We start from the raw sequence: 22,094 nt of genomic DNA on the forward strand, positions 1-22,094 counted from the left end.
CGGCGCATGCGGGCCGGCGGGACTTGTCGGTCACAACGCCACCGGTGTCCAGCATGTTCCACCCGAGTAGGTCGCCGGAACCGGTGTTCGCGCACGGCGAACACGGGGCGTATGGCGACCGCGTCCGGTCGCCTCCGAGTCGCCTCACGAGTCGCCCAGGAGTCGCCTAAGATCCGGCCCATGACAGGGGACGTCCGCCTATCCGTGCTGGGCTCGGTCTTCTCGGTGCCCGGAGCGGCGGACGACCTGGCCCGCTGGCGGTCCCAGTGGTCGCGCTGCCTCGCCGCGGACGGGGCGACGCCGGTCGAGCGGGTCCGCCCCGCGGACCAGGAGGATCCCGACCGGCTGGACTACTCGCTCGCGAGCGCGCTCACGATGGCAGGCATCCAGCAGGCCGCCGGATCCCGCCTGATGCTGCACGCGTGCGGGGCGGCCGACCCGGCGACCGGCGACGTCGCCGTGCTCGTCGCCGCGTCCGGCACCGGCAAGACCACCGCGGCGCACCGGCTGTGCGGTGCGGCCGGGTTCGGTTACGTCACCGACGAGACCGTCTCGATCGGCGAAGGCCTCGACGTACTCCCCTATCCCAAGCCGCTGTCGGTGGTGATCGCCACCGACGACCCCGGTCACAAGTCGCAGCACGGGCCGGACGAGCTGGGCCTCGCCCCGTGCCCGCCCGACCCGCACGCGACCCGGTTCGTCCTGCTGCAGCGCGACGCCGCCGCCGGCGACCCGGTCACGCTCGAGCAGCTGCCGCTGCTCGACGGCCTGCTCGAACTCATCCCGCACACCTCCGCGCTGCCGGCGATGCCGCAGCCGCTGTGGACGCTGGCGTCGGCCGTCGCGGCCACCGGCGGCGTATGGCGGCTGCACTATCGCGAGATCGACGACGCGGCCGGCACGGTGCGCGAGGCGCTGCGCGCGCGACCGACCGAGCCGGCGCACCTGCAACACCACGGCGCGATGGGCGCCGACACGGTGCCGGACCGTTACTTTCGGCTGCCCGAGCCACCCGGCGACGAGCGCGACGACGAGACCGGCCGACTCGACGACCGCGAGACAGCGGAGTCACTGGAGACACCCGGCCTCGTGCGACGCACGCCGTACACCGACGCGGTGAGCATCGACGGCGAGGTGCTGCTGCTCGTCGGCGCCTCACCGGTGCGGCTCAGCGGTCTCGGGGCGACGATCTGGGTGCAGAGCGCCGAGGACACCCCGCTGGAGGAGCTGGTCGGGGCCTGTGTCGCCGAGCACGGCGACCACCCCGACGCCGCCGGGCTGGTGCGGGCCGCGGTGCGATCGATGCGCGACCACGGGGTGCTCGACGGCGCACCCGCGGGTGCCGTGACTCAGTCGGCCAGCCGCGGGACGAGCTCGTCCAGCAGACCGGCGATCTGACCCGCCACCTCGTGGGCCACCTCCGGGCTGCGGCGGTAGGGGTCGCGGATGTTGTCCTCGTCGCGGGCGCGGTGCCGGAACGCGCCGATCTGACCGAGCAGATCTGCGCCTTTGACCTCCGCCGGGTAGTCGCGGGCGATGCGGGCGAGCTGGCCGAGGGTGAAGGTGCGCCGCACGAGCGCCGGGAAGTCGTCGAGCACCACCGAGCGGTGGAAGGTCTCCATCGCCACGATGAGGTCGGCCTCGTTGATGACGTCCCGGGTGAGCGAGCGCGCCCGGAAGCCCTCGGGGTCGCCGCCGAGCGCGACGAGTTCGCGCGACATCTGGTCCTCCATGCCGGAGCCGACCATGGCGCCCACGCCGGCACTGGCGAAGTCCCAGTCCCCCAGGCCGGGGTGCTGCTGCGCGAGGTGGCGGGAGTAGCGCTCGGCGAACGGTGACCGGCAGATGTTTCCGGTGCAGACGAACAAGACAGTTGACATGGAGCGGGAGTCCTCGGGGCAGGCGGGGCGAGATGGGCAAATCCCCCAGATCCTCGCACGAGCGCCGGGTCCCGCGACCGCGTGCCCGCTGGACCGCATGCCATATACTCGGGGCGTTTTGTGACGTTGTTGGGGGCGGCGCTGCTCCCACCCGCGCCAGGGTTCGGCCTCCCCTCCGTGATCCTGGACCTCTAACCGGTCATGGAGAGCACGTTGACTCTGGAAGATCTCTGGAAACTCACCCGCAGGTATTGGATCCTGTTGCTCGCCTGCGCGTGCATCGGGCTGGCGCTCGCCGCGGCATACACCTGGACCCGCACCAAGCAGTACACCGCGACCTCGCAGGCGCTCGTCGCGGCGCCGAACTCCTCGGGCAACAGCTCCAGCGGCGCGGCATACAGCAGCGGTCTGGTCGCGCAGCAGCGCGCGGCGACCTGGGCCGACCTGGCGACCAGCCAGCAGGTCACCTCGCAGGTGATCGCCAAGGAGAAGCTGAAGCTCTCCAACAGCGAACTCGCCTCCAAGATCAGCGCGACCGTGCCGCAGGACAAGCCGATCATCACGATCGACGCCACCGCGAACACCGCCTCGCAGGCCAAGGCGATCGCCAACTCCGTGGTCAACGTGCTGACCACCTACGTGCAAAAGACCGACCCCAACACCGGCGTCGCGATCAAGAACACCTCGAGCGCCGCGCTGCCGCAGTCGCCCTCCTACCCCAAGCCGGCCCGCATCCTGCCGATCGGTCTGCTCGCCGGGCTGGTCATCGGCTACCTGCTCGCGCTGATCCAGCACCGCCGCGACACCCGCATCCGGTCGACCGAGGACGTCGAGGAGCACCTCGGTGCCAGCGTGCTCGGCGTCATCCCGGGCAACCGCACCCTCGCGGCCGCCGACCGCTCGCTCGGTGACCAGAAGGACTTCCAGACCCGCGAGGCGCTGCGCCAGCTGCGCACCAACCTGCGCTTCGTCGATGTCGACCACGACCCGCGCAGCATCGTGATCACCAGCGCCCGCATGGGTGAGGGCAAGTCGACCGTCGCCGCGTCGCTGGCCTGGGTGCTCGCCGACTCCGGCGACCAGGTCGTTCTGATCGACGCCGACCTGCGCCGCCCGACCGTCGCCGGCATCTACGACCTCGACTCCTCAGTGGGGCTCACCCAGGTGCTCGCCGGCACCGCGACGCTGAGCGACGCCCTGCAGCCCACCGACAAGGCCGGGCTCTACGTGCTGACCGCCGGCCAGATCCCGCCCAACCCGAGCGAGCTGCTCGGCTCGCAGCGCATGCACCAGCTGATCGAGAAGCTGACCGAGACCCACCGGGTGATCCTCGACGCCCCGCCGCTACTGCCGGTGACCGACGCGGCCCTGCTGTCGGCGAGCGCCGACGGCGCAGTGGTCGTCGTCGCCGCGTCCGACACCCGGGCCGAGCACCTGCAGCGCGCCGCGCACAACCTCAACGCGGTCGGCGGCCGGGTCCTCGGCGGCGTGCTCAACCGGGTGAACACCAAGCGCATCAACCGCATCATGTATGGCGATTCGCAGTACGGCTACGGCGCGTACGGCACCTATGCCGGTGAGAAGTACTACGGCGAGTCGCCGGCGAAGAGCGCCTCCTCCACCGAGACGGTCAACGGATCGGCCGAGCAGGTCGACGGCAGCACGCTGAACGGCAAGGTCCGCGACCACGGTCCCCGGGCGTCGCGGCGCCGCGAGCGCGCCCGCTGAGCACGGCACCGCCGCAGACGTAGAAAGAGAACCCGCCGCCCGATGGGGCGGCGGGTTCTTGTGTCTGCCGTTCGTGCGTCGCTCGGACGTGCGGGCGGCGTGCTCAGGCGGACTTCTTCGTCGCTTTCTTCGCCGTCGACTTTTTCGCCGTCGTCTTCTTCGCAGCCGACTTCTTGGTGGTGGCCTTCTTGGCGGCCGGCTTCTTGGCTGTGGTCTTCGCAGAGGCCTTGGCAGCCGCCTTCTTGGCGGTGGACTTCTTCGCCGGCGCCTTGGCGGTCTTCGTGCCGGAGTCAGAGTCGGAATCAGAGTCAGCGTCGGAGTCAGAGTTAGATTCGGAGTCGGACCCGCCCGCCGACGGCACGTCGTCGGCCGGTTCGCCACGGGCCGCCTTGGCTCGTGCCACGCTCTGCTGCAGGGCCGCGAGCAGGTCCAGCACCTCGCCGCCCTCGTCCTCGGGCTCCTCCGGGGTGGTGACCTCGCCGCCCTCCAGCTTGGCGCGGACGACCGCCTTGACGGCCTCCTCGTAGTCGTCGGTGTATTCGGCCGGGTCGTAGTCCCCGGACAGCGACTCGACCAGCATGTGCGCCATCGCCAGCTCGGCGGGCTTGGCCTCGTCGGCGGCGGCGTCGTCGAGCACCCCGAACTCCGCGGCCCGCACCTCGTCCGGCCACAGCAGGGTCTGCAGCACGATCACGTCGCCGCGCACGCGCAGCACCGCCACGGTGGTGCGGGTGCGCAGCGCGACGGTCACCAGCGCGACCCGGTCGGTCGACTCCAGCGCCTCCCGCAACAGCATGTAGGGCTTGACCGCGCCCTTGTCCGGCTCCAGGTAGTAGCACTTGTCGAGGTAGAGCGGGTCGATCTGATCGCTCGGCACGAACTTGTCGACCGCGATCTCCTTGCTGGTGCTGATCGGCAGGTCGGACAGGTCCTCGTCGGTGAGCACCACCAGCTGACCGTCGTCGGTCTCGAAGCCCTTGGCGATGTCGTCATACGACACCTGCTCGCCGTCGATCGAGCAGATCCGCTGATATTTGATGCGGCCGCCGTCCTCGCGGTGCACCTGACGGAACTGCACGTCGTGGTTCTCGGTCGCCGAATAGAGCCGGACCGGGACATTCACCAGCCCGAACGACACGGCACCTTTCCAGATTGCACGCACCAGGCAAGATTGCCTCATGAAGTTGGTTCTGCAAAGGAGCGGGTGAGCGGTGCGCCCGATGCTCGCCACCCCGGCCGAGACCGTGCCGGCCGGCGACGCGTGGATCCACGAGGTGAAATGGGACGGCATGCGACTGCTCGCGCAGGTGCAGGGCGAGCAGCTGCGGCTCTTCTCCCGCACCGAGCGTGAGGTCACCGTCGCGTTTCCGGAGCTGGCCGGGTCCGCCGCCGGCCTGACCGGGTATGACGACCTGCTCCTCGACGCCGAGGTCGTCGTGCTGCACGACGGGCGCCCGTCCTTCGCGGCCCTCGCCGAACGCTTCAACGTCGCCGACGCCGCGACCGCGGCCCGCCTGGCCGGTCAGTCACCGGTCACCCTCATGGTGTTCGACGTGTTGCGGGCGATGAACACCCCGACCATCGGTCTGCCGCTGCGGCAGCGCCGGCAGTTGCTCGAGGGTTTGGAGCTGCAGTCGCGCTACGTCCAGACACCCCCGGTGTTCGAGGACGGCGCCCAGTTGCTCGCGGCGACCGCCGACCAGGGCATCGAGGGCGTGGTGTCCAAGCGACTGGCTTCGCCATACCAGCCGGGCAGGCGGAGCCTCGACTGGCGCAAAACCGTTAACCGCAAAGCGGATTCGTTCGTCGTGTGCGGGTGGTTGCCGGAGCGCGAGAACGACGACCGGCTCGGCGCGGTGCTGCTCGCGACGCCCACACCGGACGGCCCGCTGCTCTATCGGGGCCGGGTCGGGTCGGGCCTTGCGGGGTCCACCGGGCAGGCGCTGCGGACCCGCCTGCAGGCGCTGGCCGTGCCGGCGTCGCCCCTGCCGCAGGGGCTGCCGCCGGAGGTGACTCGCGGGGTGCGCTGGGTGCGCCCCGAACTCGTGGCCGACGTCGAATACCTCGGCGTGACCGACGGCGGCCAGCTACGACAACCGTCCTGGCGCGGCCTGCGCGCCGACCTGACCGTGCCGGACCTGGTGCGCACCGAGGTGCCCGATGAGGTGACTGATGAGTGAGTCCGAGCAGCTGACCGTCGAGGTCGACGGGAAGCGGCTGAAACTGAGCAATCTGAGCAAGGTGCTCTACCCGGCGACCGAGACCACCAAGGGCGAGGTGCTGCACTACTACAGCCAGGTCGCAGGCCCGCTGCTCGCGGTGCTCGCCGGCCGGCCGGTGACCCGCATCCGGTGGCCGCACGGGGTCGCCGACCTGTCGTTCTTCGAGAAGAACCTCCCGCCGGGGGCGCCGGCCTGGCTGGACCGGGTCACCCTGCCGTCCAGCGGTTCTCGCGGGGGCGGCGACAGCGTCACCTATCCGCTGGTCGACGACCTCGCCGCGCTGACCTACCTGGCCAATCTGGCCGCGCTGGAATTCCACGTGCCCCAGTGGCGGCTGGCCGACGATCTGCCGGGATTGCCGGACCGCCTGGTGATCGACCTCGACCCCGGGGCGCCCGCGGGTCTCACCGAATGTGCGCGACTGGCATTACTGGTCCGCGACCGGCTGCACGAGGTCGGTATGACGCGCTGCGCGCCGGTCACGTCGGGCAGCAAGGGAATGCAGGTCTATGCGGCACTCGACGGCACCCGCACCAGCGATGAAGTGCGGGAATGGGCCCAGCAACTCGCACAGCAATTGACCAGGGAACACCCAGATCTGGTGGTGTGGAAGATGACCAAATCGATGCGACCGGGAAAGGTGTTGCTCGATTGGTCGCAGAACACCGCCGCCAAGACCACGATCGCGCCGTATTCGATGCGCGGCCGGGAACGGCCGATGGTGGCCGCCCCGCGCAGCTGGGAGGAGATCGAACGCGGCGCGGGGGAGGCCGGATGGCTACGCCAGCTGCCGTTCGACGAGGTCCTGGACCGGCTGGCCCGCGACGGTGATCTGTTCGCCCGGCAATTGTCGCCGGACGCCTGAGTGGGGCGGGTGGCTCAGCCGTTGGCCTTGGCGTAGGCGGCCTGGAGTTCGGCGGAGACGCGGCCTCGGTCGCTGACCTTGAAACCGTTGTCCCGGCCCCATTCGCGGACCTTGTTGAGGTCGCTGCGGCCGGTCGAGGGCTTTGCCGCGGCGCCGCGGGTGCGGCCCTTCACCTGACGGCCGTGACCGGTCCATTTGGCGAAGTCGTCCCGCAGACGAGCAGCGTTTGCGGCGGAAAGGTCAATCTCGTAGGACTTGCCGTCAAGGCCGAAAATAACGGTCTCGGAAGCCTCCGAACCGTCGATGTCGTCCTCGAGCAGGATTTGGACGCGCTGTGCCATTGGCTCTCCTGGGAAAAGGCGAAGAAGATGTAACGCCGAGAAGCTAACACAAGCGGGCCGAAATGTCGGCACCGCCTTACCGGCGGCTCTTACTTGCGATCTTCCCGATGCGTTACCGATGCTCTTGCCAGGGCTTAGTGGGACTTCCGGATCTCACGAATGTCTGACAGTTGTCACATTCGGGCGCATACGGCCGCGAGCTACGAATGCGAGCTTCCCTGTTGCCTTTTGCGGGCCAACTCTTCCTGCTCCTGCTCCCACTGCGCGTGCGCAATTCGCTCGCGCCGGTCGCCTTCCATCATGTGCTTGAGAATGACGTACAACAGGTAGAGCAACCCGATGGACGGCAGAAGAGTCTGGATGTAGGGCCACACGGCGTCCATGGTAAGCCCGGCCCGTCCGTGCCTCGCAGAGAGCGCGTCAGAAGAGCGCGGGCACCGCGCGCTCGAGCCCGAGCAACCACTGCTTGCGCTCGATGCCCCCGCCATACCCGGTCATGCTGCCGCCGGAGCCGATCACCCGGTGGCACGGGACCACGATCGAGATCGGGTTGCGGCCGTTGGCCAGACCGACCGCACGGCTGGCGCTGGGCCGGCCGATGTGGTGTGCGAGCTGTCCGTAACTCCAGGTCTGGCCGTAGGGAATCTCGCGCAGTGCCTGCCAGACGACTTGCTGGAATGCGGTGCCGTGCGACTTCAGGGGGAGGTCGAATTCGGTGCGTTCGCCGGCGAAGTACTCCTCCAATTGACGACGGGTCTCGAGCAGGAGCGGGTCGGACTGGACGCGCGGCCCGAAGTTGTCGATCTCCGGCTGGTGGCGGTGGGAGGCCATGTAGAGGCCGGTGAGGAAGTCGCCCTCCGCGACGAGGGTGAGCGGTCCGATCGGCGTCGGCTCCGTGATGAGGTGGCGGGTGGTCATGATGCGCTCCTGATGATTGCGGTGGTCGGTGCGGGGCCGGCGGCCGGTGCCGGCGGAAAGCGGTTGATCTCGTGGTCGCCGGTGGCCCAGAGGTGCTGCACGGCATACGCCCGCCAGGGGCGCCAGGGGACCGATGCGGTCATCGCCGCGGCGCCGCCATCGGGCAGGCCGAGTGAGGCCATCCCCTGACGAAGGCCGAGGTCGGTCGCCGGGAAGGCGTCGGGGTCGCCGAGGGCGCGCATCGCCACGCCCTCGACGGTCCAGGCGCCGATGCCGGGCAGCTCGCCGAGCAGCGCGCGGGCGTGCTCCCAGTCGGCTCCGGGCGAGAGGTCGATATCGCCCGCGGCGAGCAAGCTCGCCAGGCCACGCAGGGTCTGCCGGCGCCGCTCCGGCATGGCGAGCGTCTCATCGGCAGCGGTCGCGAGGGCCTCCGGGCGCGGGAAGACGTGGGTGAGCCCGCCCAGCGGGTCGTCCACCGGTTGTCCGTATGCCGTGACGAGACGCGCCGCGTGTGTGCGCGCCGCCTTGGTCGAAATCTGTTGTCCCAGAACGAGTCTCACCGCAAGCTCAGGCCCGTCGACGGTGCGGGGCACGCGACGCCCGGGGGCCGCGTCGACCAGCGGGCGCAGCCGCGGGTCGGTGCCGAGGTGCGCATCGATCGCGGCGGGGTCGGCGTCGAGGTCCAGCAACCAGCGGCACCGGCTGATCGCGACGGTCAGGTCACGCAGGTCGCTGAGCCAGAGCGCGGCGCTGATGTGCCCGTCGGCGGGACGCAGCGACACCAGGGCCGGCCCGTGTGGCAGGTCGAGGGTGCGGCGGTAGGCACCGTCGCGCCATTCCTCCACCCCCGGCACCGCGGTGGCCGCGAGATGCCCGAAGAGGTTGTCCGGGCAGAGCGGGGTGCGGTGCGGCAGGCGCACGGTGAGGAAGTGCCAGGCGTCCGGCGCCTCGCTCGTCCCGGCGACGCCGGCGGAGGTGCGCGCCCGCAGCTCGCGCGGGCTCAGCGCGAAGACCTCGCGCACGGTGTCGTTGAACGACCGGATGCTGCCGAAGCCCGCGGCGTGCGCGACCTCGGTCAGCGGGAGCGCGGTCGTCTCGATGAGCACCCGGGCGGTCTGGGCGCGTTGGGCGCGGGCCAGCGCGAGCGGCGAGGCGCCGAGTTCGGCGCGCACCTGACGCTCGATCTGCCGCACGCTGTAGCCGAGCCGTCTCGACAGGCCCGGCACGCCCTCGCGGTCGATGACCCCGTCGGCGATCAGCCGCATGGCACGGGCGACGAGGTCGGCACGGACGTTCCACTCCGGCGACCCCGGGCTGGTGTCCGGACGGCACCGCTTGCACGCGCGGAAACCCTGCGCCTGGGCCGCGGCCGCGCTCGGATAGAAAGTGATGTTGCGCGCCTTGGGCGGCGTCGCAGGACAACTGGGCCGGCAGTAGATGCCGGTGGTGCGCACGCCCGTCACGAACCAGCCGTCGAATCTCGCATCGCGCGACCGTACGGCGGTCAGACAGGTCTCTCGGTCGGTGAGCATGCGTCCAGTCTGCGCCCGCACACCGACAATGACTAGCAGAAAAACGACATGGCGATTTTCTGCCAGTCAGGCCGGCTCGGGGCCGATCTGCAGCGGCAGGTTGTCGATCAGGCGGGTGGTGCCGACCCGGGCGGCGACCGCGAGCAGCGCCGGGCCGCGATACCACTCGGGCACCTCTTCCAGCGTGTCCGGGTGCACCAGCACCAGGTAGTCGACGAGCGCGAGCGGCTCACGCACGAGCACGTCACGAGCGGCCCGCCGCACGGCCGCCGGACCGTGCAGCGACATCGCCTCACCCGCGTGCAGCGCGCGCGAAAGACTCTGTGCCACTTCGCGATCGGCGTCACTGAGGTAGGTGTTGCGCGAGCTCAGCGCGAGCCCGTCGGCTTCTCGGACGGTCGGCACGGCGATGATCTCGACCGGGAAGTCGAGATCCCTCGTCATACGCCTGATGAGGAGCAGCTGCTGGGCGTCCTTCTGCCCGAAGAGTGCGCTGTCCGGCCGCATCAGGTGCAGCAGCTTGGCGACCACGGTGAGCACACCGTCGAAGTGGCCAGGCCGCGAGGCGCCTTCGAGGACGTCGCCGAGTTTGCCCGCCGACACCCGCACCCCGGGCTCACCGTCGGGATAGACGACGTCCGGCGTCGGGGCGAAGATCAGCGAAACGCCTTCGCGGGCGCAGATTTTCACGTCGTCGTCCAGGGTGCGGGGGTAGCGCGAGAGGTCTTCGCCCTGCGCGAATTGCAGGGGATTGAGGAAGATCGTCACCGCGACGTGATCGGCGTGCCGCTTCGCCTGGCGGATGAGTTCGGCGTGCCCTTCGTGCAGCGCGCCCATCGTCATCACCACGGCCACCGTGCCGTCGAGACCGTCACGGGCCGGTCGCAGATCTTCGCGGGTGTGCACGAGCACGGGTTGGGCGGTCACGGTCGGCGTTCCCCTTCGGTCGGGTCGGTGGGGTCGAGCAGGTCGAGCAGCGGGCCGAGACTCTCGGCGGGCAGGGCGCGGCGGTTTCCCGCACGCTCGGCGGTCGCGGTCGCCATGGCGCGGTAAGCGATCCGGACGTCGGACGGCTGGTCCTCCAGCGCGGCCAGGTGGGCCGCGACCGTGCCGACGTCGCCCCGGACGACGGGCCCGGTCAGCGCCTTGTCGCCGCGCTCCAGCGTGTTGTCCAGCGCCGCTTCGAGCAGTGGCCGCAGCAGCCGGGACGGATCGTCGACGCCCACCTCGCGCAGCAGCTGCTGCGCCTGGGAGACCAGCGTCGTCAGGTGGTTTGCGCCGTGCGACAGCGCCGCGTGATAGAGCGGCCGGTCGGCGTCGGCGAGCCGGAAGGGTTCGCCGCCGAGGTCGAGGGCGAGCGCCTCGGCGACGAGGTCGGCGCCCATCGACGCGGTGATCGCGATCGGCGTGCCGGTGATGCGAGGCAGGTCGCGCTCGGTGCCGGTGAAGGTCATCACCGGGTGCAGCACGACCGCGTCCCCGCCGGCGTCGACCACCGGCTGCAGCGGCTCAAGACCGTGAAAACCACTGGTGTGTATGACGAGTCGGCCGCCCTCCCACGCGCCGCGCGCGTCGAGACCGGCGACCAGGGGTCCGATCGCATCGTCGGGCACCGCGAGCAGGATCACGTCGGCGGCCGCGACGACCTGGGGCACCTCGCGCACCGGCACCCCCGGGAGCAGACGGTCCGCACGTTCGCGCGACGCGTCGCTGACCGCACTCACCGCGACGACCTCATGGCCTGCCGCGCGCAGCGCCGCACCGAGCACGGCGCCGACCCGGCCCGCGCCGACCACACCGACGCGCAGGGTCGGACGCGTGAGGTCGCTCATCGGCGCATCCGCTCCGGGACCTGACCATTCACCCGCACGACGGTAATGCCCGCGTGACGGCACCGCCTCGCCACCCCGCTCGCACCGTCATACGAGCGTGGCACCCGGCACACCCCGCACGGACGGTGAAGGTGATGCTGACGTCGCTCAGTCGCGACCGGCGGCGTGGAGCAGGCCGAGGAAGTCGGCGATCGCCCGGTCGAAGAGCTCCCGTGCGGCGGGCACCGAACCCATCAGGTCGACCGCCCCGTGGGCCAGCGCCGGCTCGTCGAGGTGCGTGACCGGCACACCCGCGGCGGCCAGCCGCTGCGCGTAGTCGAAGTCCTCGTCCTGCAACGGGTCGTGTCCGACGCTCACGATGACCGCGGGCGCGACCCCGGACAGGTCGGGCGCCAGGATCGGCGACGCGAGCGCGTCGGTCACGTCGCCGGCCCCCTCGAGATAGAGCCGCGACGACAGCGCGATCGCCGGGAGGGTGAAAAACGGATGCTCGTCGCCGCGGGCCCGCGAGGGGTAGGGACCGGCACCCGGCCGGGCGTCCATCATCGGGTAGACGAGCAATTGGGCGGCCAGGGCCCCGCCTCGCCATTGAGGTTGCTGGGCGACCACGGCCGCAAGGTTGCCTCCGGCGCTGTCCCCGGCGACGCCGAGCGCGCTGCGGTCGGCCCCCAACTCTCCGATGTGGTCGGCCACCCAGCTCATCGCGTCGAGGCAGTCGTCGACCGCGGTCGGGAAGCGGTGCTCGGGAGCACGCCGGTAGTCGACAGCGACGACGACTGCACCGGCCGCCGCGAGTTCGCGGGCCGCCGGATCGGCGGTGTCGAGATCGCCGCTCACCCAGCCACCGCCGTGGATCCACAGCACGGTCGGCAACTGCCCTGCGCTTCCGGTCGCCGGTCGATAGATCCGGATCGGGATGGTCGCGCCGTCGCGGCCACGTCCCGCGCGATCCTCGCGATCGGCCGCCTGCCGGGTGCGCTCCGGGCTGTACTGCTCGACCTGCGCACTGTGATCGAGCCGCACCTGCTCGACCGTCGGCGCCGGCGCGTTCGGCGCGGCCGCCGGTCGCGCATCGACGATCCGCTGCAGTGCGAGGTCCATCGGGACTCCGCGGGCCGGTCGGTCCGTGGTGGGTTCGGGATCGCGCATCAGAATCGTGCCTCCGCGTTCATCAGCTCGCACCACCCACCATCCGTCGGGCCGCCAACCCTACGCTGAACGGCGTGAGTTGGCGGCCGTGGAGCGAGGTGTGGCAGGAGAGCCTGTATGGCGCAGCCGGCTTCTACCGCAGCGCCGCCGGACCGGCCGGGCATTTCGCGACGTCGGCGCAGGGCATCCCGGGCGGCGGGGCGATCCTCGCGAGCGCGGTCGAGGCGCTCGCCGCCCTGCACGGCTGCCGGGCGGTCGTCGACGTCGGCGCCGGCCGCGGGGAACTGCTCACCGAGCTGGCCGCACGCGGGTCACCGCGCACGCTCACCGGCGTCGACGTGGTCGACCGGCCCGCCGGGCTTCCGAGCGAGATCGACTGGCTGCGCTCCCCCGGCGGCAGCGCGCTGCCCGACGAGCTGGCCGGGCTGTCCGACGCGCTGGTGTTCGCCCACGAATGGCTCGACGTGGTCCCCTGCGAGATCGCGGAGTTCGACGGCACCCGGTGGCTCCGGGTCGAGGTCGCGGACGACGGCGGCGAACGCCTCGGCGACCCGCTCGACCCGGCGAATGCCGAGTGGCTGCAACGGCATTGGCCGACACCGACGGCCGCCGGCGAGCACGCCGAGGTCGGACACAGCCGCGACGTGGCGGCCGCCGGCCTGCGTGAGCGGATGTCGAGTGGCCTGCTGGTGATCGTCGACTACGGCCACCTGCGCGACGATCGCCCGCGTCACGGCACCCTCACCGGCTTCCGCGACGGGCGGGAGCAACCGCCGCGCCCGGACGGCTCGACCGACGTGACGGCGCACGTCGCCATGGACAGCTTGGGCGCGGATCGCCTTGTGTCCCAACGGGATCTGTTCGCCGAGCTGGGGATCGAGCCACCGAACCCGCCGATCAGCCTTGCCCGCAGCGATCCCCCGTCATACCTGAGGCAACTGGCCGAGCGGTCGGCCTACGGCCAGCTGACCGCGCGCGGCGGCCTCGGCGACTTCTGGTGGGCGCTGACGACCGTCAGCTAGCCGGGCGGAAGGTCGCGATGATCTTGTCGAGGTCGGCGGCCGGCAACTCCTTGCTCACTCCGAGCAGCCGGAAGGTGACCAGTTGCGCCGATTCGCCGCCGGTGGAGAAGGTCACCGTGCGGATCTCGTACTTCTTGCCCTTGCCGCACGCGTTGGGGTCGCCGATGTCGGTGGTGATCGTGTATTCGAGGGCCGGCAGCGTGCCCTGGTTGACCTTGACCTGCTTGGCGGGCGACAGCTTGCCCTGCGGTGCCTTCGTGCCGTCCTTCTTGGCCGCGAGGGTGTCGGCGAAGCGTTGCGCGATGTCGGGGCCGGCATCCGTGGGGTCCCGCTTGCCGATGTTCATCAGCGCGACCCAGGCGGCCTCCTGGTCCTTCTTGGCCGCGCAGAAGCCCTCGCCGTACCTCGCCGGCGCGACGGCGGTGATCGTCGTGTTGGTCTCGGGATTCGCATAGCCGGAGTAGGTGTCGGACGACGCGAGCTTCCAGCCCTCCGCCGGCACGTCGAACTGGCCGTTCGCGTAGGTGCTCGCGGTCTGCGACTGCCAGCCGGGTTGCAGCGCGCGGGCCCCCGCCGCCTGCGTGGGGTTGGTCCAGGTGGTGGCGGTCACCGGCGCGGTGTCGACCGACGCCGACCTGCGTGCCGCCGCGTCGTCGTCCGAGCCGCCGCGGCTGACGGCGAAGATCGCGGCCGCCGCGATCACCACGGCGAGCGCCGCCGCCAGGCCGGCGACAATCTTGCCTCTGCCCCGGCCGGGTTTCGGCTGCTGCGGCGCGGACACACCCTCGCCCGATGCCTGCGAGTAGCGGTTGTAGTAGGAGTCCTGCGGGTTGGCCATCGTCGGCCCGGTGTTCGGGCCGGTCGGCTGGTCGCCGGACAGGCCGAAGCCGCCCTGCTGGTCGCTCATGCGGACGGTGTCCCCCCTTGCTATCGCAGTATCCCGATATCGAGATATCGCGGTATCGCGCTCCGGCCGTGTGGCCCTGTGGCTGCGCGCCCGCTACCTCAGATCAGCTCTGCGGCCGAAGGGTTCCAATGATCTTGTCGGCGTCCGCGGCGGGCAGCTCCTTGGCCACCCCGAGACGGCGTATGACGACGAGCATCGCCGACTCGCCACTCGCGGAGTAGGTGGCGGTGCGCACTTCGTACTGCGCGCCCGGCTTGTCGCACTTGTCCGGGTCGCCGACCTGGATGGTCACGGTGTATTCGAGTGCGGGCAGCGCGCCCTGGTTGACCTTGATCTGCTTGGCGGCCGACAGCTTGCCCATGGGCGCCTTCGTGCCGTCCTTCTTCAGCGCGATCGCGTCGGCGAACCTCTGCGTGACGTCCGGTCCCGCGTCGGAGGGGTCCCGCTTGCCGATCTTGACCAGCCCGACCCACGCCGAGTCCGACTTCTTGTCCGCGGCGCAGAAACCCTCGGCATACCCGGACGGGGCGCGAGCGGTGATCAGCGGTTTGCCGTTGCTGTCCGCGTAGCCGCGGATGTCGCCCGGCTCCCCGAGCGTCCAGCCCGCGGTCGGCACGTCGTACTGGCCGCTCACGAAGGTGCTGCCGGACATCGACTGCCATCCCGCTTGCAGCGCTCGCCCGCCGGCCGCCTGCGTGGGATTGGTCCAGGTCGTCGCGGTCACCGGCGCCCGGTCGGGGGTCCGGCCGCCCGTCGATGAGCCGGCGGTCTGCGACGAGTCGTTGCCCCGGGTCAGCGCGAAGACCGCGACGGCGGCGACGACCACGGCGAGCACGACCGCGAGCGCGATCAGGGTCTTGCCGCGACTGCCCGTGCCGCCGGGGCCGCCGCCCGGCTTCGGGACGTCGATGCCCTCACCCGACTGCGCGGAGTAGCGGCTGTAATAGGACTCCTGCGGATTGGGCATCGTCGGGCCGGTGTTCGGTCCGGTCGGCTGGCCGCCGGTGTTCCACGGCTGCCCTCCCGACTGATGCGGTTGCCCGCCGGGCTGCTCCGGTGGCCCCTGCGGGCCGCCCCCTTGGTTGCTCACGGGCAGCAGGCTACCTGTCAGTCAGCGTTTCGCCCGGCGAGCGCGGTATGCCGCGACGTTCGCCCGGTTGCCGCAGCCCGCGTCGCAATAGCGCCGGGAGCGGTTCTTGGACAGGTCCACCAGCACGTTGTCGCAGTCGTCGGCGGCGCAGGTGCGCATCCGGCTGAGCTCGCCGGCCCGCACCAGGTCGACCATCGCCATCGCTGCGTCGAGCACCCACCGCGACGCGAGCGGTGCCTCGACCGGGGTGGCGTGCAGATGCCAGTCCCACTCGTCGTGCCGCACCAGCTGCGGCAGCGCGGCGTGCTCGCGCAGCATCGTGTTGACCCGGGCGACGATCTCCGCCTCGTCGCCGGACCACAGCTCGCGCAGGGCCGGCCGGATCGCCCGCACCCCGTCGCGTTCGGCCGCGTCGAAGCGCACCGGACCCGACCACTGCCACCGGGTGACGAAGTCGCGGAACGACGCCTCGTCGTCGAGCGGGTCGGGCCGCTCGCCGGCGGTGTTGACGAGCGCCGCGGCGGCGGCCAGCGACAACTCGGTGTCATAACCAAAAAGCACGTTGACTCCTGTCGGATGCCGCTTCTAGGATGACGGCATCGTCATACGTCATGACGCATTTTACTCATTACATCCCGGGAGGTGTGCATGTCGACGGTCGTGTCCGATGCCGAGGTCTTCGCGGTCGACGAGCGCCCCACCCACGAGTTCGGACCGGGCACCGTCGGCGTCGCGCTCGCCTCCGCAGCCGCGTTCGGCAGCTCGGGCAGCTGCGCCAAGGCCCTGATCGACGCGGGCTGGTCCCCCGGGGCGGCGGTGACCGCCCGCATCGCGATCGCCGCGCTGGTGCTGGCGATTCCGACCGTCGTCGCACTGCGCGGCCGGTGGCGGTTGCTGCGCGCGCGGGCGCTGCCGATCTGCCTCTACGGACTGACCGGCGTCGCCGGCTGCCAACTCGCCTATTTCTATGCGGTGGAACGACTTTCGGTCGGCGTGGCACTCATGCTGGAGTATCTCTCGCCGGTGCTGCTCGTGCTCGGTGCGTGGTTGTGGACCCGTCGCCGGCCCGCCGCGGCGACGCTCGCCGGCACGGTGGTGTGTCTCGCCGGGCTGGCCCTCGTGCTCGACGTCTTCGGCGACGCCCGCCTCTCGACCGCCGGTGTGCTGTGGGGCCTCGGCGCGGCCGTCTGCTCCGCCTGCTACTTCGTCATCGCAGGACGAGCCGACGACGACCTGCCGCCGATGGCCCTCGCCGGCAGCGGTATGGCGGTGGGCGCGCTCGCGCTGGGCGCCCTCGGAGCGGCCGGCCTGCTGCCGATGCACGCCACGGCAGCTGCGACGCAGTTTGCCGGGCGGCAGCTGCCCTTCTGGGTGCCGCTGATCGCGCTCGGTGTCATCGCCACCGCGCTCGCCTACTTCTCCGGGGTCATCGCGGCGCGCCGGCTCGGCCGCACCATCGCCTCCTTCATCGCGCTGTCCGAGGTGCTCTTCTCGGTGATCTTCGCCTGGCTGCTGCTCGGCCAGCTGCCGCTGCCGATCCAGCTGGCGGGCGGCGTGCTGATCGTCGGCGGGGTGGCGTTGGTGCGGCTCGGCGAGTTGCGCGGCCACTGACGGCGCCGACCGGCCGTCCGCGGCCCTCCTTCGGCCGGGCGGCATCCCGAGCGGTGGCGGCTGCCCGGCATACCGGCGCCGCTTTGGCAGACTGACCCGCATGCCTGAACGCGAGCTCACCGTCGGAGTCGGTGCGGGCGGCCTCGCGACCGCCGACATGGTGCTCAACATCGGCCCGCAGCACCCGGCCACCCACGGGGTGCTGCGGCTGCGGATCACCCTCGACGGCGAGCGCATCAAGATCGCCGAGCCGATCGTCGGCTACATGCACCGCGGCGCCGAGAAGCTCTTCGAGGTGCGCGACTACCGGCAGATCCTGGTGCTGGCCAACCGGCACGACTGGCTGTCGGCCTTCAGCAGCGAGATCGGTGCCGCGCTGATCGTCGAGCGCATGCTCGGCATGGACGTGCCCGAGCGCGCCACCTGGACCCGCACCCTGCTGGCCGAGCTCAACCGGGTGCTCAACCACCTGATGTTCCTCGGCTCCTACCCGCTCGAGCTCGGCGCGATCACGCCGATCTTCTACGCCTTCCGCGAGCGCGAGGAGCTCCAGGCGGTTATGGAGGAGGTCGCCGGGGGCCGGATGCACTACATGTTCGGGCGCATCGGCGGTCTGCGCGACGACCTGCCGATGGGCTGGACCGGTCGCGCGCAGGAGGCGATCGACGCCGTGCGCCGCCGGCTGCCGGACCTGGAGCACATGCTGGTCGGCAACGAGATCCTGCAGGCACGGACGCGCGGCGTCGGCATACTCGACCCCGAAACCATTACTGCGTATGGCGTTTCGGGCCCCATCGCCCGGGCGTCCGGAGTCGACGTCGACCTGCGTCGCGACCAGCCCTACCTCGCCTACGGCGAGCTCTTCGCGCCTGGGGGACCGGGCCGCGTCGTGACCCGGGAGGCCGGCGACTGCCTCGCCCGCCTGGAGGTGCTGCTGGAACAGGTGCACGTCTCCCTCGACCTAGCTGAGGCGTGCCTGGAGCGGATCGAGTCGCTCGGACCGGGACCGGTGAACGTCAAGCTGCCCAAGGTGCTCAAGGTGCCGGAGGGCGCGGACTACCTGGCGACCGAGAACCCGCTCGGCTTCAACGGCTACTACCTGGTCTCCCGCGGCGACAAGACGCCCTGGCGGCTGAAGCTGCGGTCGGCGTCGTTCAACAACGTGCAGGTGCTGAGCCACCTGCTGCCGGGGACCCTGCTCGCCGACATGGTGGCGATCCTCGGCTCGATGTTCTTCGTGGTCGGCGACGTCGACAAGTAGGCGGACAGGCAGAGATCGACACGTAAAATCTCTGGCAAGTCACTTGACAAACGACTCGATGAGCAGCGGTCCTAGCGATTTATTTATCGACCAATTTGCCGTGTGACCTTGACCACTCCCGCTTTTTACGGTGGAGTAACTACCGCCAAGTAACTTCCCAGGGAGGGTTCTTCCGTGCCTGCATTCACCCGCCGCCTCGCGGCCACCTGCGCCGCTGCCGGCGCCGTCACCCTCAGCGCGGGCGCGTTCGCCCTCGCCTCTGCGCCCAGCGCACACGCCGCCGAGATCAACAAGGACATGAGCTTCGGCTGCAACGCCTACCTCGGCACCGGCCCTTCGCCGTACCAGGTGTGGTACAAGCCCGGCGCTCCAGGGGCAGGTGCTGACAACCAGGCTCCGTTCCCGGTCTCGATCAGCGCGACCGCCCCCGACGCGATCTACGCCGGCCAGTCCTACAGCACGAGCATCGCGGCGAAGGTGTCGATCCCCGCCGGCCTGTCCAACGCGACGCGCGAGCTGCTGCAGGGCAAGAGCATCGCCGGCACCAGCACCGCGACCGTCATCGGCGTGGTCAACGGCACCGAGAAGCAGACCATCACCGGCAAGCTGAACATCCCGAGCACCCCGGTGCCGACGGCGAAGGACTCGCAGATCGTCACCACCGCGACCGGTTCCGCGTCGGGCCTGTCGGCCAAGACCTCCGGTGAGCTGGTCATCTCGGCGCCGGGCTTCACCGCCCAGACCGTCGTCACCAAGGCCGACGGCAGCACCTCGGACGTCTTCCTCGACTGCTCCGCGCAGGGCTCCGACGTGGTCGGCACGCTGACCGTGCTGCCCGCGCAGACCACCTCGCCGACGACCACGCCGACGAGCACCCCCACCACCACCAAGCCGACCACCACCCCGACCGGCACCGGCACCACGACGCCGACCGGCACCGGCACGACCACCCCGACGGGCACCGGCACCACGACGCCGACCGGCACCGGCACGGGTACGACGACGGCGACCGGCACCGGGACGACCACGGCGACCGGCACCGAGACTGCGACCGGCCCCGACACCACGACCGGCCCGCCGATCATCACCGACGGTGGCTCCGACGGCACCAACGCCAACACCTCGCTCATCGCGGGTGCGGGTGTTGCCGCCGCGGGTGTCGGCGTGCTCGCCTACGGCGCGCGTCGCCGACTGGGCAGCCGCCGCAAGTAGGACCACAGCGCAAAAGCCCCCGACGCACAGGCGTCGGGGGCTTTTGCGCTGTGCAAGAACGAGATTCAGGCGCCGCGCAGCAGCCGGTCGCCGTAGGCCGCCTCGAGCCCCTGGTTGCGTTCGTGACCGCCGGGCACATTCGCGGAGATGTAGACCGGCGGCTCACCGGAGCGCGCCAGCTCCTCGACCACCCCGAGCGTGAGCAACTGGGCGATGTAGGCGGCGGTGATCGACGACACGGCGCCCACGCCATACCCCTGGACCTCGAGGGTGGTGTCGCCGTATGGCGCGAGGTTGTCGATCACCACGTCGGCGATCTCGCTCAGGCGTTTGCCGCTCGGGTGCTTCGGCTCGACGGCCGCGGTGTGTTGCAGGCTCGTCACCGCGATCACCGGATGACCGGCCTCCTTGGCGGCGAGTGCGAAGCCGACGATCGAGCCGTTGACGCCCGAATTCGACGCAATGACAACGACATCCTGCGGCGACGCGGGCACCAGCGACCAGAGCTTGGCCGCGATGTCGGGGTCGCGTTCCAGCAGCCCGTCGCCGAGCATTGATCGATCCGCGCCGCCGCGCAGCACGAGATCGCGCAGCGCGATCTTGTTGGTCGGGATGAGGCCGCCGGCCCGTCCGGCGAGCTCCATCGCGAACGCCTCGGAGTGCCCGGTGCCGAACGTCTGGATGATGCCGCCGGCCGCGACGCAGCGAGCGAGCAGGCCGACCGCCTCGTCCAGACCGCCCTCCTGCGCGAGTCGTTCGATCCGGTCCAGGCGGCTGGTCACCTCGGTCAGCAGGTTGCCCGCGTGCTCGATCATGGTGCCGAGGCTACCGAGCACCGCCGGCAGCGATCAGCGCAACTCGACCTTGCGGATCTTGCCGGTCGCGGTCTTGGGCAGCGCCTCGACCTGCTCGAACGCCTTCGGCACCTTGAAGCCGGCGAGCCGCTCCTTGCAGTGTTCGCGGAGGGCGTCGGGGTCGATGGTCGCACCGTCGGCCGGCACGACGTATGCCGTGACCGCCTCCCCCCAGCGCTCGTCCGGCCGTCCGACGACCGCACACTCGGCGACCGACTCGTGGCCGAGCACGACGCGCTCGACCTCCACCGAGGAGACGTTTTCCCCGCCGGTCTTGACGATGTCCTTGGCGCGGTCGGTGAACCACACGACACCGTCCTCGTCGAGGTAACCGATGTCGCCCCCGTGGAACCAGCCGTGCGCGAAAGCCTCGGTGTTGGCGTCGGCGTTGTGCCAGTAACCCTCCATCAATTGCGGTGTGCGATAGACGATTTCGCCTTCTTCGCCACGGGGCAACAGGTCGCCGTGCGGCCCCATGATCTGCACCTCGGTCGCGGCGACCGCCGGACCCCACGAGTCGTCCTTGACCCCCTGATGACCGGACCACTGCACCTGGGAGGCCGGCGTGGTCTCGGTCTGCCCGGAGCCGAGGATGATCGCGGCGTTCGGGAAGCGCTCGCGGAGCGCGGCGAGCAGCGGCGCGGGCATCGGCGCCATCGCGTAGAGCCCGGTGACCAGGCTGTCGGTGTCGCCCTCGGCGAGCGCCGGTTGCGCCAGCAGGGCTGCCCACATCGCGGGCAGCATCGTCAGGTGGGTGATCGCATGCCTGCCGAAGTCGGCGGCGACCGCGGCGGGGTCGAATCCGCGGTGCAGGATCACCGTGCTGCCGGCGAGCAGTGCGGGCAGCAGCAGCGCGTCGAGTGCGGTCACGTGGAAGAGCGGCAGCACCAGCGGCGTCGCGCCGGGGTCGACGTCGGGCCGCAGTCCGAGTGCGACTGCCGCACTGAGCGCCGAGAGTTGCACTGCGACATGGCTGGTGAGCACGCCCTTGGGCAGTGAGGTGGTGCCCGAGGTGTAGAGGCAGTGCACGATGTCGCGGTCCTCGACGATGCTCTCGAAGCGGCTGCCGTCGCCCGCGGCGAGCGGCGCCCAGCCGGTCGCCGGCACGCCGCCGACGGCCTCCGGCGCAGTGCCGACGACCCACACCTGGCGCACCTCGTGGTCGGCCCCACGCAGCGCGGCCTCGGCCGCCGGCAGTAGCGCGTCCTCGGTGACCAGCGCCACCGACCCGCTGTCGGACAGCTGATAGGCGATGTCGGTCGGCGCGAGCGCCAGGTTGAGCGGGAGAGCGATCACGCCGAGCTTCGTGCAGGCGAGGAAGGTCACGACGTTCTGCCACCGGTTCTGCAGCTGTATGGCGAGCCGGTCCCCTCGCGTCAGGCCCGCCTCCTGCAGCCCGCGCGCGACCGAGTTGGCGAGTCGCTCCAGCTCGACGTAACTGACGGTCGTGTCGTCGTCGATCAGTGCGGGGCGCTCGCCATACGTGATCGAGGCGCGGGTGGGCAGATCGCCGATGCACACCCGGTGGGTGAGATTGACGGTCAGCGGGTCGACGCCGGACAGGTCGGGACGCATCGCTTCGGGCATGGCTGGCTCACTTCCGCGGAGTGTGACGTGATGCACACATCGTCGTCCGGGGCGCCATCGAAATCAAGATACAAACAACCTTG

At 70.8% G+C, this 22,094-nt stretch carries 22 protein-coding genes; 8 read left to right on the forward strand and 14 right to left on the reverse strand.

The features are described from left to right. Positions 1 to 180 precede the first annotated feature (180 nt). Positions 181 to 1,398, forward strand: coding sequence for a hypothetical protein (locus HJ588_RS01500; protein WP_171151279.1), 1,218 nt, complete (start codon positions 181 to 183; stop codon positions 1,396 to 1,398). On the opposite strand, the gene HJ588_RS01505 is transcribed toward HJ588_RS01500, so the two are convergent. Then, positions 1,350 to 1,880 carry an arsenate reductase/protein-tyrosine-phosphatase family protein gene (locus HJ588_RS01505; RefSeq protein WP_171151281.1) on the reverse strand — a complete coding sequence of 177 codons (531 nt, stop codon included), beginning with the start codon at positions 1,878 to 1,880 and terminating at the stop codon, positions 1,350 to 1,352. The genes HJ588_RS01500 and HJ588_RS01505 overlap by 49 nt on opposite strands. Before the next feature lie 213 nt (positions 1,881 to 2,093). Here HJ588_RS01505 and HJ588_RS01510 point away from each other — a divergent pair, with 213 nt between their 5' ends. Continuing rightward, complete coding sequence (locus HJ588_RS01510) at positions 2,094 to 3,608, forward strand: tyrosine-protein kinase domain-containing protein (RefSeq protein WP_171151283.1); 1,515 nt, start codon at positions 2,094 to 2,096, stop codon at positions 3,606 to 3,608. Positions 3,609 to 3,711: 103 nt separating this feature from the next. Here the strand turns inward: HJ588_RS01510 and ku are convergent, their stop codons facing one another. Next, positions 3,712 to 4,770: a non-homologous end joining protein Ku gene (gene ku / locus HJ588_RS01515; RefSeq protein ID WP_171151293.1), complete on the reverse strand. Its 1,059-nt coding sequence runs from the start codon at positions 4,768 to 4,770 to the stop codon at positions 3,712 to 3,714. Positions 4,771 to 4,828: 58 nt separating this feature from the next. Between ku and ligD (HJ588_RS01520) the strand changes: the two genes are divergently transcribed. Both ligD (HJ588_RS01520) and ligD (HJ588_RS01525) read left to right on the forward strand, forming a co-directional pair. Beyond that, on the forward strand, positions 4,829 to 5,788 hold the full coding sequence (gene ligD / locus HJ588_RS01520) for a non-homologous end-joining DNA ligase (protein WP_171155265.1): 960 nt from the start codon (positions 4,829 to 4,831) through the stop codon (positions 5,786 to 5,788). Next, positions 5,781 to 6,695, forward strand: coding sequence for a non-homologous end-joining DNA ligase (gene ligD / locus HJ588_RS01525; protein WP_171151295.1), 915 nt, complete (start codon positions 5,781 to 5,783; stop codon positions 6,693 to 6,695). The genes ligD (HJ588_RS01520) and ligD (HJ588_RS01525) overlap by 8 nt, the downstream gene beginning before the upstream one ends. A 14-nt stretch (positions 6,696 to 6,709) precedes the next feature. Here ligD (HJ588_RS01525) and HJ588_RS01530 read toward each other — a convergent pair whose 3' ends face one another. The 7 genes from HJ588_RS01530 to HJ588_RS01560 all read right to left on the reverse strand — a co-directional run bounded on the left by HJ588_RS01530 (position 6,710) and on the right by HJ588_RS01560 (position 12,419). Continuing rightward, positions 6,710 to 7,036 (reverse strand): histone-like nucleoid-structuring protein Lsr2, encoded by a 327-nt coding sequence (locus HJ588_RS01530; protein WP_171151297.1) that lies wholly within the window; start codon positions 7,034 to 7,036, stop codon positions 6,710 to 6,712. 200 nt (positions 7,037 to 7,236) lie between these two features. Beyond that, the gene (locus HJ588_RS01535) at positions 7,237 to 7,419 is read right to left on the reverse strand and encodes a hypothetical protein (protein ID WP_171151299.1); all 183 of its coding nucleotides are present in this window, start codon (positions 7,417 to 7,419) and stop codon (positions 7,237 to 7,239) included. A 37-nt stretch (positions 7,420 to 7,456) separates the two neighbouring features. Then, on the reverse strand, positions 7,457 to 7,954 hold the full coding sequence (locus HJ588_RS01540) for a methylated-DNA--[protein]-cysteine S-methyltransferase (protein WP_171151301.1): 498 nt from the start codon (positions 7,952 to 7,954) through the stop codon (positions 7,457 to 7,459). Further along, positions 7,951 to 9,486, reverse strand: coding sequence for a DNA-3-methyladenine glycosylase 2 (locus tag HJ588_RS01545; RefSeq protein ID WP_171151303.1), 1,536 nt, complete (start codon positions 9,484 to 9,486; stop codon positions 7,951 to 7,953). Before HJ588_RS01545 ends, HJ588_RS01540 begins: the two co-directional genes overlap by 4 nt. A 66-nt stretch (positions 9,487 to 9,552) precedes the next feature. Continuing rightward, positions 9,553 to 10,413, reverse strand: a complete 861-nt coding sequence (gene panC / locus HJ588_RS01550; protein ID WP_171151305.1) for a pantoate--beta-alanine ligase — start codon at positions 10,411 to 10,413, stop codon at positions 9,553 to 9,555. Then, on the reverse strand, positions 10,410 to 11,318 hold the full coding sequence (locus HJ588_RS01555; RefSeq protein WP_171151307.1) for a Rossmann-like and DUF2520 domain-containing protein: 909 nt from the start codon (positions 11,316 to 11,318) through the stop codon (positions 10,410 to 10,412). Before HJ588_RS01555 ends, panC begins: the two co-directional genes overlap by 4 nt. 147 nt (positions 11,319 to 11,465) lie before the next feature. Beyond that, complete coding sequence (locus HJ588_RS01560; protein ID WP_171151309.1) at positions 11,466 to 12,419, reverse strand: alpha/beta hydrolase; 954 nt, start codon at positions 12,417 to 12,419, stop codon at positions 11,466 to 11,468. Positions 12,420 to 12,541: 122 nt separating this feature from the next. Between HJ588_RS01560 and HJ588_RS01565 the strand changes: the two genes are divergently transcribed. Further along, positions 12,542 to 13,489 (forward strand): SAM-dependent methyltransferase, encoded by a 948-nt coding sequence (locus tag HJ588_RS01565; protein WP_171151311.1) that lies wholly within the window; start codon positions 12,542 to 12,544, stop codon positions 13,487 to 13,489. Here the strand turns inward: HJ588_RS01565 and HJ588_RS01570 are convergent. The 3 genes from HJ588_RS01570 to HJ588_RS01580 form a co-directional block, all read right to left on the reverse strand. After that, entirely contained in the window at positions 13,482 to 14,396 is a 915-nt protein-coding gene (locus HJ588_RS01570) for a DUF8017 domain-containing protein (protein ID WP_171151313.1), read from the reverse strand. The two genes, HJ588_RS01565 and HJ588_RS01570, sit on opposite strands and share 8 nt — an antisense overlap. A gap of 103 nt (positions 14,397 to 14,499) precedes the next feature. Then, positions 14,500 to 15,486, reverse strand: coding sequence for a DUF8017 domain-containing protein (locus HJ588_RS01575; RefSeq protein ID WP_171151315.1), 987 nt, complete (start codon positions 15,484 to 15,486; stop codon positions 14,500 to 14,502). 21 nt (positions 15,487 to 15,507) lie between these two features. Next, a complete protein-coding gene (locus tag HJ588_RS01580; RefSeq protein ID WP_171151317.1) occupies positions 15,508 to 16,047 on the reverse strand; it encodes a CGNR zinc finger domain-containing protein in 540 nt (179 codons plus the stop codon). 87 nt (positions 16,048 to 16,134) lie between these two features. On the opposite strand from HJ588_RS01580, the gene HJ588_RS01585 reads away from it, so the two are divergent. From HJ588_RS01585 to HJ588_RS01595, 3 genes are all read left to right on the forward strand, one after another. Further along, complete coding sequence (locus tag HJ588_RS01585) at positions 16,135 to 17,097, forward strand: EamA family transporter (protein WP_171151319.1); 963 nt, start codon at positions 16,135 to 16,137, stop codon at positions 17,095 to 17,097. A 100-nt stretch (positions 17,098 to 17,197) separates the two neighbouring features. Then, on the forward strand, positions 17,198 to 18,358 hold the full coding sequence (locus HJ588_RS01590; protein ID WP_171151320.1) for an NADH-quinone oxidoreductase subunit D: 1,161 nt from the start codon (positions 17,198 to 17,200) through the stop codon (positions 18,356 to 18,358). A gap of 174 nt (positions 18,359 to 18,532) precedes the next feature. Continuing rightward, entirely contained in the window at positions 18,533 to 19,570 is a 1,038-nt protein-coding gene (locus tag HJ588_RS01595; protein WP_171150725.1) for a DUF6801 domain-containing protein, read from the forward strand. A 65-nt stretch (positions 19,571 to 19,635) separates the two neighbouring features. Here the strand turns inward: HJ588_RS01595 and HJ588_RS01600 are convergent, their stop codons facing one another. Then, a complete protein-coding gene (locus HJ588_RS01600) occupies positions 19,636 to 20,385 on the reverse strand; it encodes a sugar isomerase domain-containing protein (protein WP_171151322.1) in 750 nt (249 codons plus the stop codon). A gap of 33 nt (positions 20,386 to 20,418) precedes the next feature. Further along, on the reverse strand, positions 20,419 to 22,011 hold the full coding sequence (locus HJ588_RS01605) for a class I adenylate-forming enzyme family protein (protein ID WP_171151324.1): 1,593 nt from the start codon (positions 22,009 to 22,011) through the stop codon (positions 20,419 to 20,421). Positions 22,012 to 22,094 lie beyond the last annotated feature (83 nt).

The organism is Flexivirga aerilata (assembly GCF_013002715.1).
In the GTDB taxonomy this organism is placed as follows: domain Bacteria; phylum Actinomycetota; class Actinomycetes; order Actinomycetales; family Dermatophilaceae; genus Flexivirga; species Flexivirga aerilata.

What these genes read in the sequence shown, in the direction of transcription:
- HJ588_RS01500 (WP_171151279.1), top strand. Translation starts at nt 181, where the DNA reads ATGACAGGGGACGTCCGCCTATCCGTGCTGGGCTCGGTCTTCTCGGTG.
- HJ588_RS01505 (WP_171151281.1), bottom strand. Translation starts at nt 1,880, where the DNA reads ATGTCAACTGTCTTGTTCGTCTGCACCGGAAACATCTGCCGGTCACCG.
- ligD (WP_171155265.1), top strand. Translation starts at nt 4,829, where the DNA reads ATGCTCGCCACCCCGGCCGAGACCGTGCCGGCCGGCGACGCGTGGATC.
- ligD (WP_171151295.1), top strand. Translation starts at nt 5,781, where the DNA reads ATGAGTGAGTCCGAGCAGCTGACCGTCGAGGTCGACGGGAAGCGGCTG.
- HJ588_RS01530 (WP_171151297.1), bottom strand. Translation starts at nt 7,036, where the DNA reads ATGGCACAGCGCGTCCAAATCCTGCTCGAGGACGACATCGACGGTTCG.
- HJ588_RS01535 (WP_171151299.1), bottom strand. Translation starts at nt 7,419, where the DNA reads ATGGACGCCGTGTGGCCCTACATCCAGACTCTTCTGCCGTCCATCGGG.
- HJ588_RS01540 (WP_171151301.1), bottom strand. Translation starts at nt 7,954, where the DNA reads ATGACCACCCGCCACCTCATCACGGAGCCGACGCCGATCGGACCGCTC.
- HJ588_RS01545 (WP_171151303.1), bottom strand. Translation starts at nt 9,486, where the DNA reads ATGCTCACCGACCGAGAGACCTGTCTGACCGCCGTACGGTCGCGCGAT.
- HJ588_RS01555 (WP_171151307.1), bottom strand. Translation starts at nt 11,318, where the DNA reads ATGAGCGACCTCACGCGTCCGACCCTGCGCGTCGGTGTGGTCGGCGCG.
- HJ588_RS01560 (WP_171151309.1), bottom strand. Translation starts at nt 12,419, where the DNA reads ATGGACCTCGCACTGCAGCGGATCGTCGATGCGCGACCGGCGGCCGCG.
- HJ588_RS01570 (WP_171151313.1), bottom strand. Translation starts at nt 14,396, where the DNA reads ATGAGCGACCAGCAGGGCGGCTTCGGCCTGTCCGGCGACCAGCCGACC.
- HJ588_RS01585 (WP_171151319.1), top strand. Translation starts at nt 16,135, where the DNA reads ATGTCGACGGTCGTGTCCGATGCCGAGGTCTTCGCGGTCGACGAGCGC.
- HJ588_RS01590 (WP_171151320.1), top strand. Translation starts at nt 17,198, where the DNA reads ATGCCTGAACGCGAGCTCACCGTCGGAGTCGGTGCGGGCGGCCTCGCG.
- HJ588_RS01600 (WP_171151322.1), bottom strand. Translation starts at nt 20,385, where the DNA reads ATGATCGAGCACGCGGGCAACCTGCTGACCGAGGTGACCAGCCGCCTG.
- HJ588_RS01605 (WP_171151324.1), bottom strand. Translation starts at nt 22,011, where the DNA reads ATGCCCGAAGCGATGCGTCCCGACCTGTCCGGCGTCGACCCGCTGACC.